General features: G+C 65.3%; 10 protein-coding genes. 3 read left to right on the plus strand and 7 right to left on the minus strand.

What is annotated here, in order from left to right:
- Position 1: 1 nt before the first annotated feature.
- Positions 2 to 352, minus strand: coding sequence for a hypothetical protein (locus AC1DRD_RS19860; RefSeq protein ID WP_478042743.1), 351 nt, complete (start codon positions 350 to 352; stop codon positions 2 to 4).
- A 207-nt stretch (positions 353 to 559) separates the two neighbouring features.
- Between AC1DRD_RS19860 and AC1DRD_RS19865 the strand changes: the two genes are divergently transcribed.
- Entirely contained in the window at positions 560 to 2122 is a 1563-nt protein-coding gene (locus tag AC1DRD_RS19865) for an ABC-F family ATP-binding cassette domain-containing protein (protein ID WP_478042744.1), read from the plus strand.
- 19 nt (positions 2123 to 2141) lie between these two features.
- Here AC1DRD_RS19865 and AC1DRD_RS19870 read toward each other — a convergent pair whose 3' ends face one another.
- The 3 genes from AC1DRD_RS19870 to AC1DRD_RS19880 form a co-directional block, all read right to left on the minus strand.
- Positions 2142 to 3362 (minus strand): NAD(P)/FAD-dependent oxidoreductase, encoded by a 1221-nt coding sequence (locus AC1DRD_RS19870; RefSeq protein WP_478032037.1) that lies wholly within the window; start codon positions 3360 to 3362, stop codon positions 2142 to 2144.
- 111 nt (positions 3363 to 3473) lie between these two features.
- A complete protein-coding gene (locus AC1DRD_RS19875; protein ID WP_478032005.1) occupies positions 3474 to 6077 on the minus strand; it encodes a TonB-dependent receptor in 2604 nt (867 codons plus the stop codon).
- Between the two features lie 105 nt (positions 6078 to 6182).
- Complete coding sequence (locus tag AC1DRD_RS19880; RefSeq protein ID WP_478042745.1) at positions 6183 to 7799, minus strand: tetratricopeptide repeat-containing sulfotransferase family protein; 1617 nt, start codon at positions 7797 to 7799, stop codon at positions 6183 to 6185.
- 89 nt (positions 7800 to 7888) lie between these two features.
- Here AC1DRD_RS19880 and AC1DRD_RS19885 point away from each other — a divergent pair, with 89 nt between their 5' ends.
- Positions 7889 to 9172: an APC family permease gene (locus AC1DRD_RS19885; RefSeq protein ID WP_478042746.1), complete on the plus strand. Its 1284-nt coding sequence runs from the start codon at positions 7889 to 7891 to the stop codon at positions 9170 to 9172.
- Here the strand turns inward: AC1DRD_RS19885 and AC1DRD_RS19890 are convergent.
- Both AC1DRD_RS19890 and AC1DRD_RS19895 read right to left on the minus strand, forming a co-directional pair.
- A complete protein-coding gene (locus AC1DRD_RS19890; RefSeq protein ID WP_478032009.1) occupies positions 9152 to 10759 on the minus strand; it encodes a phytoene desaturase family protein in 1608 nt (535 codons plus the stop codon). The two genes, AC1DRD_RS19885 and AC1DRD_RS19890, sit on opposite strands and share 21 nt — an antisense overlap.
- Before the next feature lie 171 nt (positions 10760 to 10930).
- Complete coding sequence (locus AC1DRD_RS19895) at positions 10931 to 12112, minus strand: aromatic ring-hydroxylating oxygenase subunit alpha (protein ID WP_478042747.1); 1182 nt, start codon at positions 12110 to 12112, stop codon at positions 10931 to 10933.
- A gap of 236 nt (positions 12113 to 12348) precedes the next feature.
- Between AC1DRD_RS19895 and betI the strand changes: the two genes are divergently transcribed.
- Positions 12349 to 13014: a transcriptional regulator BetI gene (betI, locus tag AC1DRD_RS19900; protein ID WP_478042748.1), complete on the plus strand. Its 666-nt coding sequence runs from the start codon at positions 12349 to 12351 to the stop codon at positions 13012 to 13014.
- Here the strand turns inward: betI and AC1DRD_RS19905 are convergent.
- Positions 12981 to 14378: a M20/M25/M40 family metallo-hydrolase gene (locus AC1DRD_RS19905; RefSeq protein WP_478032013.1), complete on the minus strand. Its 1398-nt coding sequence runs from the start codon at positions 14376 to 14378 to the stop codon at positions 12981 to 12983. The genes betI and AC1DRD_RS19905 overlap by 34 nt on opposite strands.
- Between the last annotated feature and the right edge of the window lie 104 nt (positions 14379 to 14482).

Below are 14482 nucleotides of genomic sequence, written 5' to 3' on the forward strand. Positions count from 1 at the left end.
CTCAATAAGCGCAGACCGAGAAGCCCTCGCCGACCCAGCACGCGCTGTCGCGGCGCGAGCGGACCGCGCGGCCCCAGCGCGAATTGATCCCGTCTCGGGTCAGCCCGCGAACATCCGCCACGCCGCGCTGGGTAACGTAGACGGTGACGCTCACCACGCCTTCGCCGAACGACCGGGCATGCGCCGGGCTCAGCGTGAAAGTGCCGCCTCGCGCGACAACATACTGGCAGGGGCCGCGATAGCTGGTGCCTTCGGAATCGATCACGCAGCGGGCGATCCGGGCCTGGGCGGGTGCGGCGGCGATTCCGGCGGCGATCAGGATTGAGGCGAAAGCGAGCTTGCGGATGGTCATCGGACGACTCCCTGTATCGAACGGGCCGAAGGAAATACCCAACCCGCCGCAGGGTCAACCGACCGCGGGTTTGCGCGCGCTTTCAACCATCCCTATGTGACGGCACCAAGACGGGCAGGCTCGCCCGCCAGCGAAGGAGACCCACCTTGGACAAGACCACGATCGCCCGATCCGTTTCTCTTGCCCAGGTGCCTTATGTCTTCGTTCGTGACCTTGGATTCGCTGTCGCTTTCGACGCCTGACGGCCGTCCGCTCTTTTCCGATCTGACGCTTTCCTTCGGCCGCCAGCGCACCGCTTTGGTCGGGCGCAACGGTTGCGGCAAATCGACCCTGCTCCGCGCGATCGCGGGAGAAATTGATCCCGTCGCCGGCAGCATCGCGCGCTCCGGCAGCGTCGCGCTGCTGCGCCAGGGCTGGCCCGACGATACGATCTCCATCGCGGCGGCGCTCGAGGTGGCCGGTCCGCTCGCCCTGATCCGCCGGATCGAAGCGGGCGAGGGCGACGTCGACGATTTCGCCGTCGCCGACTGGACGCTCGTCGAGCGGATCGACAACGCGCTTGCCGCGCTTGGCTTGTCGGGGCTCGACCTCGATCGCCCGCGCGCCAGCCTGAGCGGTGGGCAGCGCACGCGGATCGCCATCGCGCGTGCCGTGATCGCTGCGCCCGATCTGCTGCTGCTCGACGAGCCGACCAACAATCTCGATGCCGATGGCCGCGCCGCGATCGCGGGACTGATCGCCGGGTGGAAAGGCGGCGTGGTGGTCGCCAGCCACGATCGCGCGCTGCTCGAGGCGATGGATCGCATCGTCGAACTGGCGCCGATCGGCTGCCGGTCGGTCGAGGGCGGCTGGTCCACCTTCGTCGCGCTGCGCGATGCCGATCGCGAGCGCGCGGCGCAGGCGCTCGACCGTGCCGAGGCCGGACTGCACCAGGCCGAGCGCGGGGCACAGGCGCAACGCGAGAAGAAGGCACGCCGCGACAAAGCCGGCCGCGCACTCGGCGCCTCGGGCAGTATGCCGCGTATCGTCGCCGGCATGATGAAGGAACGCGCCGAGGGCAGCGGCGCGCGCGAGGGAGAGATTGCGCGGCGGCTGATCGGCGAGGCGGAGGCGGCACGAGCGACCGCACGCGAGCGGGTCGAGATCGTCACGCCGCTGCGCATCGATTTGCCGCCCAGCGGGCTGTCGTCGTCGCGCGATTTGCTGCGGATCGAAGACGCGGTGATCGCGCGCGGCGATCGGCGGATCGGGCCGGTCAGCCTGGCCATCCGCGGTCCCGAACGCCTGGCGCTGACGGGACCCAACGGCAGCGGCAAGACCAGCGTGTTGCTGCTTGCGGCCGGAGCCATCGCACCGATCGACGGAACGGTGACGCGGTCCGACCGCATCGCCTTGCTCGACCAGCATGTCGGGCTGCTCGATCCCGACGCGACGATCCTCGCCAACCTCCGCGCGCTCAATCCCGAGCTCGGCGAGAACGAGGCTTATGCCGCGCTCGCCCGCTTTGCTTTCCGCAATCAGGCTGCGTTACGCGTCGTCGATACCCTGTCGGGCGGCGAACGTCTTCGTGCCGGGCTCGCCTGCGTCCTGTCCGCGGCCCGGCCGCCGCAATTGTTGTTGCTGGACGAGCCGACCAATCATCTCGACCTCGACTCGATCGAAATGCTCGAAGCGGCGCTGCGCGGCTATGACGGCGCGGTGCTGGTAGTCAGCCACGACCCCACGTTCCTCGAAGCGATCGGGATCGAACGAGAAATCGCGCTCGCGTGACGCAAGCCGCGGCCGAGGCTCAGATCATTTCCTTGAGCGGCACGGTCGTGTCGGCGAGCCGGACAGGATCGATCACTGCGCCTGTTTCGACCAGCTTGCGGCCCTGGACATAATCCTTGGTCGCGTTGACGCAGTCGAGCGCGATCACTTTGCCCTGTTTCAGGTGGACGACCGAGAAACTGCGCGTCGCCGGGTCGCCGCGAACGACCGCCTGATCGTAACCGATCGAGAGTCCGATCGTCTGGAGCTTGAGGTCGTATTGGTTCGACCAGAACCACGGCGTCGCCTCATAGGCGACATCCTCGCCCAGGATCGTCTTGGCCGCGACCGTCGCTTGGTCGGTCGCGTTCTGCACCGACTCCAACCGCACCGCCGCGCCGTCGGCAAAGCGGTTGGCGTGGAGCGCGCAGTCGCCGACCGCGAAGATATCGGGCAGCGAGGTGCGGCATTGCGCATCGACGCTGACGCCGTTGCCGCCCTCGGCGCCTGCCGCAATCAGCGGCTCGACCGCGGGAACAATGCCGATCCCGACGACGACCAGATCGGCGGGCACGACAGTGCCATCGGCGAGGCGCACGCCGGTCGCTTTGCCGTCGCCCTCGATCGCGGTGACCGCGACGCCCAGGCGAACGTCGACGCCGTGCGCGCGATGCTCGTCCTGATAGAAATCGGACAGGTCCGGGCCGGCGACGCGCGCCATGACGCGGTCGAGCGCTTCGAGCAAAGTCACCTTCTTGCCGAACTTGGCGAGCACCGCCGCCGCCTCCAGCCCGATGAACCCGCCGCCGATCACCACGGCGTTGGTCACGTCGGGCAGCTCGGCGATCATGCGATCGGCGTCGGCGCGCGTGCGGACGGTGTGGACGCCGGTGAGATCATGGCCCTGACACGACAACCGCCGGGCGTGGCCGCCTGTCGCCCAGATCAGCTTGCCATAAGCGATCTCGGCGCCGTCGGCGGTGGTGACGCGATGCGCCTCCGGATCGACCGCGACGACGCGCCGGCCCGGCAGCATCGTCACCTGGCGCTCTGCCCAGAAGGCCGGCTGGCGGATCAGGATACGGTCGAAGCTCTTGTCGCCGGCGAGATATTCCTTGCTCAGCGGTGGGCGCTCGTAAGGCAGTTCGGGCTCGTCGCCGAGAATCGCGATCGATCCGTCGAACTTGCCCTGTCTCAGGGCGATCGCCGCCTGCGCGCCGCCATGGCCCGCGCCGACGATTAGGACGTCATAGTGCTCCATCGCGGTCGCGATACGCACAAAGTCCGGGGCGCGCCAGCATGGCGAAGTGAAGGTCGCCCTAGCGAAACTATTGAGGGCGCGACCGTCACCCGACGGCCGCGCCCGCCATTCCTAGAATTTCGACCCCAGCCTGACACCGACGGTCTGCGGCCGGTTCGGGACGATATAGGGCCGCTGTCCGCAGCTTCCGCACTCCTGGAACCGGGAGAGCTGGCCGCGCGTGTCGAAGGCGTTTTCGATGAACAGCTCGATGTCGAAGTTCTTGAATTCGGCCCCCAGCGCGAAGTTCGCGGTGGTGAACGCCTTCAACTCGCCCAATTGCGCTGCGGGACTGATGACGTTGCCGCTGAACGTCTCGTAAATCGCCGTACGGATGTCGGACGACGCCGAGCTCTGATACGACACGACCCCCTGACCATAGATTTTGGCATCCCCCATCGGCACGGTGTAGCGCGCGGTGCCGTTGAGCTTGACCTTCGGGGTGATCGGCAGTCGCGTGCCCTTGGGCGCCGAGATCATGTTACCGTTGCCGGTATCGGCGCAGGTAAAGGTCGGATCGTCGAACAGGCACAGATTCTTGGTCGTCTTGGCATCGGTATACGATCCCGATGCGGTCAGGCTGAGCCCGCCGAGCGTCAACGAGCTGTCGAATTCCGCGCCCCAGATACGAGCGTTGGGGCCGTTATGGATTTCGGTGAAGCTGTTCTGGCCAAGGAACGAGAACTGGAATTTGTCCCAATCCTGACGATAGAAAGCGGCGTTGAAGCGCAACTTGCCGCCCAGCCAGGTCGTCTTCGCACCGACCTCGTAATTGGTCAGGAAGTCGGCGGCATAAGGCGACACGTCGGCGCGGCGATTTATCCCGCCCGGCCGGAATCCGCGCGACACCGTGCCATACATCAACAGCCCCGGCCGTGGCTTCCAGCTGAGGTTGAAGCGATAGGTCACGCCTTGACCCGATGCCTCGACCGGGATGACGCCCCCATTGGTATAAACGCCCAGGTTGGTGCACGGCGCCCCCGCGACCGCGGGCGGCAGCAAGGTCGTCGACCCGCCGCTGGCCAAGGCATCGCGTAACCGCTGCCCGCCCGTCGTGAAGCACTGGATGAAGCCAGTCCTCGAACTGAACGCACCGTTCGGCGGCGAGTCTGTATAGCCGCCGCCCGGATTACGCCCGAACCCGAAGAAGCCGATCAGCGTGTTGTCGTAGATGAACGCGCGGCCGCCTGCGGTGAAGGTCACCGTCGGCGTGATGTCGTAGCTGGCCTCGCCGAACATCGCGTAATCCTTGTCGACGCGATGCTGCTGGGTCAGCCACAAGGTGCCCGGCCAACCATTGACCGACAGTTCGGGGGCAAGCCCGGTGATCTGGTAATCCTGGTGGATGTCATTGCTCTGACGCTGGTAGAAGGCGCCGGCGACGATGCGGAACCGGTCGGTCGACGGCGACGCGACGCGGAATTCCTGGCTCATCTTCTTGAAATGATCGGTGCCGACGACGCGCTGGCGCGGGTCGATATTGTTGCCGTTCTTGTCCCAATAGGCGAAATAATAGGCCAGGCCGCCGACCGACGAGTAGAGATTGTCATAGGCCTCGGCATAATCGGTATAGTCGCTCGACTGCAGATCTTTGCGATCGAGATAGGCGGCGGCGTAGGTCACATCCCAATTGCCGACCTTGCCCTCGATCGTCAGCCCCGCCTGCCAGAATCGGTCGCGGCGATATTCCGGGAAGAAATGCTGCACTTCCAGGTCGCCCACTTTGGGGTCGAAGCCGTAGGAACCGTGGCTGCGCGTGTCCTGGTAGAGGAAGCTCGGCGTGATCGTCCAATTGCTGTCGAGGTCGACCTTGAGTGCGGCACGGCCGCCCCAGATTTCGGTGTCGTTATAGTCCTTCTTGACGAAGGGTGCATTGTTGACGCTGATCCCGCCATCCGGGCGGATGGTATTGTTGGGATAGGTCGCGACCGCGGGCGGCCCGCCGGCAACTGCGGGCGAAATGAAGTCGCGCGTGCCCGGCACATTGTCGATGAAGCCGGCATCCTTCTCGTAATACCCGACCGCGCGAAACGCGATGTTGGGCGACAGCGGCAGGTTGATCATCCCTTCCGCCTTGCCGCCCCAGCCGCCCTTGCTGACCTTGTTGCCTTCGACATCGATCCGGCCATAGGTCTTCGACGTATCGGGCTTGTTGGTGATGATGCGGATCGTGCCGGCTTCGGACGAGGCGCCGTAGAGCGTGCCCTGCGGCCCCGACAGGCTCTCGATACGGGCGATGTCGTAGATATGGACGTCGAGATTGCCGCCGATCGTCGTCACCGGCTGTTCGTCGAGATAGACGCCGACCGAGGGCAGCGAGCCCGAATGGTTGCCGTCGCCGCCCGAGGCGACGCCGCGCATATAGACGACGTTGGTGCCCGGCGTGCCGCCCAGTGCCTGGAACGACACCGACGGCAGCGACGCGACATAATCCTGGAAATTCGAGATATTGAGCTCGTCGAGCTTCTTGGTGCTCAGCGCCTGGACGCTGATCGGCACATTCTGCAGGCTGTCCGACCGCTTCAGCGCGGTGATGATGATGTCGCCATTGTCGGGCTGGTTATTGGCCTGGCTGTCGGGCGCCGGCGGGGCGTCCTGTGCCAGGGCCGGAGTAGCGGCGAGTGCTGCCGAAGCGAGCAACCCGCTGACGGCAAGACGGCGGCGAAGGAGTGACATGGAAAGCCCCTTTTGCGTTTTTGTTACGGCAGCGTGTTAGCAGGCGCAGCATTCGTCAAGCGCAGACGGGACAGCACGATATTTACGTGCCGACGCGTTGCGTTTTTACAACGCGGCCGGAGCGGCCGGATAGGCATCGAGCACGTCGCCCAACGCGGTTTTGAGCGGATCCAGCCACGGCTCGAACGGCTTCCAGGCCTCTGTCCCTTCACGGAAAATCGGCTGGCGAACCTGTTCCGAACTGGCCGTGCGCACCGCGCGCTCTGTCTCGTGAAAGGCCAAACAGGCGGGCTCGAACTCCAGCCCGCAATAGTCGAGCAGGCTGCGCACTTCGCGCTCGGTATGCTCGACCATGTCCTCGTAGATCACGCGATGGACGCGCCCCGGCAGCACGCGGTCGACATGCGCCATCAGCCGCACATAGTCGCGATAATAACGCCCCATGTCCTCCAGCGCGTAGCTGAACGCCTGGCCGCGCGCGAAATGCTGTTTGTAGTTGGAGAAGCAGCAGCCGAGCGGATGGCGCCGCGCATCGATGATCTTCGCGTTGGGCAGGATCAGGTGGATGAACGGCAGATGCGCCCAGTTATTGGGCAATTTATCGATGAAGAACGGTCGGTCGGTGCGGCGCTGGATGCGCGTGCGCTTGAGATATTCCTCGCCCAGCGCGCGCAGCTTTTCGGGCGCGAAATCGGCGAGACCTTCGGGATAATTCTGATCGCGCCGCGCCAGGGTCGGGATGTCGGGCAGTTCCGACGTGCCCTCGACCGAGCTGTGGCTCGACAATATCTGTTCGATCAAGGTCGAGCCTGCGCGCGGCATGCCGAGGATGAAGATCGGGTCGGGCGCGCCGCATCCCTGGTCGGCGCGCTCTGCCAGGAAATCGGGGGTGAACAGCGCGATCGAGCGATCGACGAAGCGCCGCGTCTCGTCGGGGTCGTAGACCAGCTTCGTGCGCCGCAGCGCATTGCCGGCGTCGTAATGGCGGAACGCGGCCTCGGCCTGGCGACGGTCCTCGAACGCCTTGCCCAGCGCGAAATCGAGGTGGAAGCGGTCCTCGTCCGAGATCGCGGAGTCGGCGAGCGCGCCTTCCATCGCGGCGATATCCGCGTCGTCGAACTTGACCGTCTTGAGGTTGGCGAGACTCCACCACGCCTCGCCCAAGGCCGGCATCAGCGCGAGCGCGCGGCGATAGGCGGCGATCCCGTCCTGCTGGCGTCCGACGGTCTTGAGGATATGCCCATAGGTCATCCAGATGCGCGGCTGGTTGGGCGCGTCCTTGAGCACGCGGTCATACAGCGCGATCGCGCCGTCGAAATCGCCGACCCGCCCGAACGCCGCCGCCTGGAGATTGGCATGGCCGGGATTGTCGGGATCCTCGGCGACCACTTGCTCGAGTTCGTCGATCGCCTCGGCCGGGCGATTGAGGCGATACAGGACCAGCGCGAGATTGGCGCGCGCGGCGGTGAAGGCCGGCGATAGCTCGATTGCGCGTCGCAGCAACGCTTCGGAATCGCGATAGCGCCCGATCCGCCCAGCGAGTTCGGCCAGCATGCGCATCGCCGCGACGTCGAACGGATCGTCCTTGAGATGCTGCTTGAGCAATGGCTCGGCGACATGCAGCGCATTGTCGTTGAGCGCCATCGCCGCCTCGACCAGGCGCGGATGATAGCGGCCGCCCATCGCCATGCCACCCGTCCCGCCTGTTGCTCCGCTCACCATCCTGAGCACCCTAGACCAGGTCGCGCGAAAAGGACCAGTGGCGCCGCGCGGAATGACGTGCTTTGCTGCGCGTCGAGGGGAACCGGGCGATGGACACCAGCAAAAGGCCTTTCGGATTCTGGACCGCGACCGCGCTGGTCGTCGGCGGAATGATAGGATCGGGCATCTTCATGATGCCCGCCGCGCTGGCGCCGTTCGGCTGGATCGGTTCGCTCGCCTGGATCGTCAGCATCGCCGGCGCGCTGGCGATCGCCTATACGATCGGCCGGCTGGCGCAGGCGATGCCCGAGGCGAGCGGCGCGGTGGCGATCACCGGCGCGGCGCTCGGCGAATTGCCGGGCGTGCTGGTCGGCTGGAGCTATTGGGTGTCGGTATGGACGGCGAATGCCGCGATCGCCACCGCGGCGGCGAGCTATCTGGCGGCGATCTTCCCGCCGCTCAATGCGACTCCCTGGCTCGGCGCGCTGACATCGATCGCCTTGCTGTGGCTGCTGACCTTGCTCAATCTTGCCGGCGCGCGCGCCGCCGGGCGATTCCAGGTGGTCACGACCATCCTGAAGCTGGCGCCGCTGATCGCCGTCGTCGTGATCGCGGTGTCGCTGGGCGCGGGCGGCGACGTCCATCTGCCGGTCTTGCCGACCGGGCAGGCGGTGATGGCGAGCATGGCCACCGCAGTGACACTGACTCTGTTCCCGCTGGTCGGTTTCGAATCCGCCGGTGTCGCCGCCGAGCGCGTGCGCGACCCCGCGCGCAACATCATGCGCGCCAGCATGGCAGGCACCGTCGTCACCGGATTGCTCTATATCCTGGTCTGCTCGGCGATCGTGCTGATCCTCTCGGCCGACGCGGTCGCCAAATCCTCGGCGCCGTTCGCCTTGTTCGTCGGCCAATTCTGGGGAAGCGGCGCCTCGCTGCTGGTCGCGCTGTTCGCCGCCATCGCCGCGATTGGGGCGCTCAACGGCTGGGTGTTGATCCAGGGCGAAGTCCCGCTCGGCATGGCGCGCGCGGGATTGCTGCCTGCCTGGTTCGCGCGCGTATCGAGCCGCGATGTCCCGATCCGCGTGCTGGTCGTTTCGTCGGCACTCGCGACCGTGCTGATCCTCTGCACCACCAGCCCGACCCTGGGCGGCGTGTTCCAGTTCATGGCGATCCTGGCGTCTTGCGCAACCTTGTGGCTCTACCTCGCGGTGTGCGTGGCCGCCCTCGTTCGCCGGATCGCGATCCCCGCCGCGGCGATCGGTCTGGTCTTCTCGCTGTTCGCCTTCTGGGGCGCGGGTTGGCAGGCCGCCGGCCTCAGCGTCGTACTGATGCTGAGCGCGATCCCGCTCTACTTCCTGCGCCCCAAAGCAATTCTAGCCGAACAGCCGGCCTAGCACCGAACGGTCGCGCAGAATCTCGTGCGCGGCATTGTGGCCCGGCGCACCGGTCACACCGCCGCCCGGATGCGTACCCGCACCGCACATGTAGAGACCCTTGATCGGGCTGCGGTAATCGCCGTGGCCGAGCACCGGGCGCGCCGCCCAGAGCTGATCGAGCGACATGTTGCCATGCATGATGTCGCCGCCGATCAGCCCGAACTTGCGCTCGAGATCGAGTGGCGAGTGGATCTGGCGCGCGATGATCGCCGCCTTGAAATTGGGCGCGTGCTCGTTGACCGTATCGATGATCAAATCGGCCGCCGCCTCGCGCTCGTCGTCCCATGACCGCCCATCGGGAAGCGTGGGAGCGAATTGCTGGCAGAACAGGCTGGCGATGTGCATCCCCGGCGGCGCCAGGCTGTCATCGACCGAGGTCGGCAGCTTCATCTCGACGATCGGTTTTTTCGACCAGCCGAACGCCTTCGCGTCGGTGAACGCCTGGTCCATATAATCGAGCGTCGGCGAGATGATGATGCCGCAAGTGTGGTGCTCGGCCTTTTCCTTGCCCGGCAGCACGGTGAAATCGGGTAATTCGCTCAGCGCCACATTCATCCGGAACGTGCCCGACCCGACCTTGAAGCGGTCCATGCGGTGCGCGAATTCGGCGGGTAGATCGGCGCGGTCGACCAATTGACGGAAGAGCAATGCTGGCCCGGCGTTCGACGCGACGATCGATGCCGCGATTTCCTCTCCGCTTTCCAGCACGACGCCCGCGACCTTGCCGCCATCGACCAGCACCCGGGCGACCGGCGCCTCAAGGCTGATCTCGACACCAGCCTCTTCGCACGCCTCGGCCATATATTGGGTGATCGCACCCATGCCGCCGACCGAATGGCCCCACATACCCTTCTTGCCGTTGATCTCGCCGAACACGTGGTGGAGCAGGACATAGGCCGAGCCCGGCGTGTCCGGACTGGCGTAATTGCCGACCACCGCGTCGAAGCCGAACGCGGCCTTGATATATTCGTTCTCGTACCAGCCATCGAGGAAGTCGCGCGCCGACTTGACGAACAGGTCCATCACGTCGCGCTGCGCCTCGATATGCATGCCGGCGAGCTTCTTGCCCTGCACGGCGGCGGCAATCAGCGCGCGCAAACCTCCGCCGGCATTGGGCGGCGTCTTGAGCGAGAGATCGCGCAATACGTCGGCGACGCGTTCGAGCGCTTCCTCATATTTGGGGAAGGTATCGGCGTCCTTCTGGCTGTAGCGCGCGAATTCGGCGCGCGTGCGGTCTTCGCCGCCGCCGAGCTTGAGATAGCCATTCTCGTGCGGAAAGAAGTTGCTGATCGTGCGCTCGATGATCCGCCAGCCGCGCTCGTGGAGGCGCATATCCTTGATCACCTTGGGGCGGAGCAGGCTGACCGTATAGCTCGCGGTCGAGTTGCGGAAACCGGGATGGAATTCCTCGGTCACCGCCGCGCCGCCGACGATATCGCGACGTTCGAGCACGCGGACCTTGAGGCCGGCGCGCGCGAGGTAGAAGGCGCAGACTAGGCCGTTATGCCCACCGCCGATGATGATCGCGTCGTATTTCTTGGTCATTCGCTCACCTTGTTCGCCTTTAAGCCCTCTCCCGCAAGCGGGAGAGGGTTTGGGTGAGGGTCTTCTTTCTTCTTCCAAGCGTGTGCTGAAACAGAAGAAAGAAGACCCTCACCCTCCCACCGCCTTACGGCGGCGGGCCCCTCCCTCTCCCGCAAGCGGGAGAGGGGTCGTTTAGTCGACCGCTCTAGGCCGCCGCGACCATCCTGGCGCCGGCGCACGGTGCTGGCGAGCCTCCGGGATCAGGTGCCGGATCTTCCTGGCGAAGCTGCGCAGGCACACCTCGCTCGCGCCGATCGGCCCCGCCGTGTAGCTTTGCGACGCCATGCCCTGCTGGACGCGCTCGATCAGCCAGGTGTCCTCGGCATTGACCACGCGATTGATCCGCCAATTGGCGTAGCGCACCAGCTTCATCTCGCGGCGGTCATCGGGAATCGCGAACGCCATTTCGCGCAGCACGCTGATGGTCGGCGTCAGCGGAAGCCATTGCATGAAGTCGATCTGGTCGGCGTAGATGTCGAACGCCATGTTCGGCCAGAGCTTGTAATAGAGCCACAGCCGCTGGTTCGCCTCGGGCAAATGCTCCGCGCGCGGCAGATGCTTCTGGTAGAAGCGCTCCCAGACATTGTCCGACACGCGATCGACGATCCCGCCCGACATTTTGTCGACCCAGGGCTGCGCCTCGATCGCATAGCTCTTGCCGAACAAGCGGGTCAGCCCGTCATGCGCGACCGGGATGTGGAGATTGTCCGAATAATTGTCGCCGACATTCTTCCAATTGACCTGGCGCTCGCGCAGCCGGATCGGGCTGATGCAGCGCATGTCCTCGAAGCGATAAGGCGCGATCTCGTGATCGTACGGCGCCATCATCGCCGCGACCGAGGGGCCGCCATTATCCTCGAGCCGGACGAAGACGAAGCCGCGCCAGATCTCGACGTCTACTCCGGCGAGCCCGTTATCCTCCAGCCGCAGCGTTGGATAATCGCCCTTCATCGGCACGCCCGACAGCCGCCCATCGGTCTCATAAGCCCAGGCGTGGTACGGGCAGACCAGCTTCTTCGCGCAGCCCGCCGGCCCTTCGACCAGCCGCATCGCGCGATGGCGGCAGACGTTCGAGAAGGCGCGAACCTGGCCATCTTGTCCGCGGATCGCGATCACACTCTCGCCGAGATAATCGATCGTGTGGAAATCGCCGGGCTTGGCGATGTCGCTCTGATGACAGACGATCTGCCACGACGGCCGCAGCACGCGCGCCATCTCGACCTCGAAATATTCGGGATCAGTATAGAGCCAGCCGGGCAGGCTCCAGTCGGCGTCGGGATCGTGCTCCTCAATGTCCGCGTATCGATGCGCCATGGGCGAACTCCCGTTGCTTGTTGTACGATCGTATAATAAGAAAACCAACAACACAACCGTCGTCATGCCGGGCTTGTCCCGGCATCCACCATGCATCATGCAGCGACGGAAAGATGGAGGAGTGGACCCCGGGACAAGCCCGGGGTGACGAATCCACGCGCAAACTACCCTCTCCCGCTTGCGGGAGAGGAGCGAGACTTGGCAGCTTGCTGCCTAGTCGCAGCGGTGAGGGTCTTTTGGCTGGCGGCGGAGAAAGAAGGAAGAAGACCCTCACCCAACCCTCTCCCGCGAGCGGGAGAGGGCTAAACAGGCGCGCCGAACCCGATGCGCGCCGCCAGAGCCTGATCGAGGCAACCGCGCGGGTGCTGGCGCGTGACGGCGCGACCGGCGCCTCGGTTCGGCCAATCGCGATCGAGGCGGGCGTGTCGCCTGGGCTGATCAATCACTATTTCGCCGGGATCGAGGCGCTGATCGCGGCAACCTATTCGGCAGTCGGCGATCAGGTCAGCAATGCGCTGGCCGCCGCGGTCGCCACCGCCGGGGACGATCCGCGCGCGCGCCTCACTGCCTATGTCACCGCGAGCTTTGCCCCGCCGATCGCCGATCGCGCATTGCTCGCGACCTGGATCGCTTTCTGGAGCCTGACCGGCAAACCGCAGATCGCCGAACGCCACGACGCGATCTACGCGCGCTATCGCGAGGACCTCGAGGCGTTGCTGGCCGAATGCGGGATAGCCGCCGCCGACCGCCGCCTGACCGCGATCGCGATCACCGCATTGGTCGACGGCCTATGGCTCGAACTCTGCCTGTCGCCCGACAGCTTCACTGCCGACGAGGCACGGAGCCTCGCCGAGCGGCAATTGGCGAGCTATCTCGTCAGATCGGCGAACAGCGACAGATAATAAGTGATCCCCGGGGCGATGTTGCTGATCGGCGTGCGCTCGTTCAGCCCGTGGCTGAAATCCTCCGATTCCTTGATGAAGGTCGGGCTGGCGCCATAGCTCGGCACGTTGTGATAACGGAACCACATGCTGTCCGACGCGCCCGACGACATTGCCGGGAAGACCGGAACGCCGGGATAGACCTTGCCCATCGCGCGGTTGACCGCGGCAATGAAGTCAGGGCGCATCGGCGAGGCGTCATTGGCGACCGAGCCTTCGGTCACGTCCTTGAAGGCGATGGCGGGGTCGCCCGCGACCTGTTGCAACTCAGCCATGATGTCGGCGGGCTTGTGGCCGGGAAAGATGCGGCAATTGATATTGGCGGTCGCCTTTTGCGGCAGTGCGTTGATGGCATGGCCGCCATTGACCATGGTCGGCACGCAAGTCGTGCCGATCCGTCCGACCGTGCTCGGGTTGTTGCGCAGCACCGCCAGCGCTTTTTCGTCGCTGGGATTGGCGACGAACGCCTTGAGCGCGGCGCCGACTTCCGGCTCTTCATAAGGCGCGGCCTTGCTCAGCGCCTCGCGCGTCAGGTCGCTCATTTCGGGCTTGAAGTGATAAGCGCCGATCTTCTCGAGCGCGCTCGACAGTTCGACGATCGCATTGACCGGGCGCGGCGCCGAGGAATGGCCGCCGGGATTGGTCACGGTCAGCTCGAAATCGGCATAGGTCTTTTCCGCGCCTTGCCAGGTCCAATATTTGGGCTTGGCGGTCGCTTCGTCGAGAATGCCGCCGCCGCCATCGATGTTGAGCACGAGGTCGGCATTCTTGAGTTTCTCGGCGATGATCGCCGAGGTCTTCATCCGCGTCTCTTCGTCGCCCGAAAATTCGATGATGATCGTCCGTTTGGGTTTATAGCCCTCCCGGCGCAATTCGTTGAGCGCGGCGATCGCCATCGTGCCGTCGAGCTTCATGTCGGTGGCGCCGCGGCCGAACAGATAGCCATTCTCGACCACCGGCGTGAACGGATCGCGCTGCCAGTCGGACGGCTTGGCCTCGACCACATCCATATGGCCCGAAATGACCAGCGGCTTGAGCTTGGGATCGCTGCCCGGCCAGGTCGCGATGAGATAGGCGGTGTCGTCGACCGGAGTGATCTCGATATCCTTGTCGGCGAACCCGCCGGCGACCAGCGCCGCTTTGTAGAGTGCCGCGACCTGCGGCGTCTGGTTGTTCGGACCTGTCACCGAGCGCAATGCGATCGCCTTTTTGGCGAGGTCGAGCGCCTCGGTTTCGGCCTGGGGATGCGTCGTCGTCTTGGGCGCCGCCGCGCCCGCCGTGGCCACCAATGCCGCCGCCATCGCGGCCAGTCCGAGCTTGTTCATCAACGATCCCTTTATTGTTCGGACGCGACTTTCGACGATCCGCCGTTGAGGGGCAAGCGTAACAATCGTGCGCTGAAATCGCTCATGCGGGGGTTTTTCATCAT

This window comes from Sphingomonas sp. P4_G2 (assembly GCF_056401155.1).

Coding starts and splice junctions, on each gene's coding strand:
- AC1DRD_RS19860 (WP_478042743.1), bottom strand. CDS start 352: ATGACCATCCGCAAGCTCGCTTTCGCCTCAATCCTGATCGCCGCCGGA.
- AC1DRD_RS19870 (WP_478032037.1), bottom strand. CDS start 3,362: ATGGAGCACTATGACGTCCTAATCGTCGGCGCGGGCCATGGCGGCGCG.
- AC1DRD_RS19875 (WP_478032005.1), bottom strand. CDS start 6,077: ATGTCACTCCTTCGCCGCCGTCTTGCCGTCAGCGGGTTGCTCGCTTCG.
- AC1DRD_RS19880 (WP_478042745.1), bottom strand. CDS start 7,799: ATGGTGAGCGGAGCAACAGGCGGGACGGGTGGCATGGCGATGGGCGGC.
- AC1DRD_RS19885 (WP_478042746.1), top strand. CDS start 7,889: ATGGACACCAGCAAAAGGCCTTTCGGATTCTGGACCGCGACCGCGCTG.
- AC1DRD_RS19890 (WP_478032009.1), bottom strand. CDS start 10,759: ATGACCAAGAAATACGACGCGATCATCATCGGCGGTGGGCATAACGGC.
- AC1DRD_RS19895 (WP_478042747.1), bottom strand. CDS start 12,112: ATGGCGCATCGATACGCGGACATTGAGGAGCACGATCCCGACGCCGAC.
- AC1DRD_RS19905 (WP_478032013.1), bottom strand. CDS start 14,378: ATGAACAAGCTCGGACTGGCCGCGATGGCGGCGGCATTGGTGGCCACG.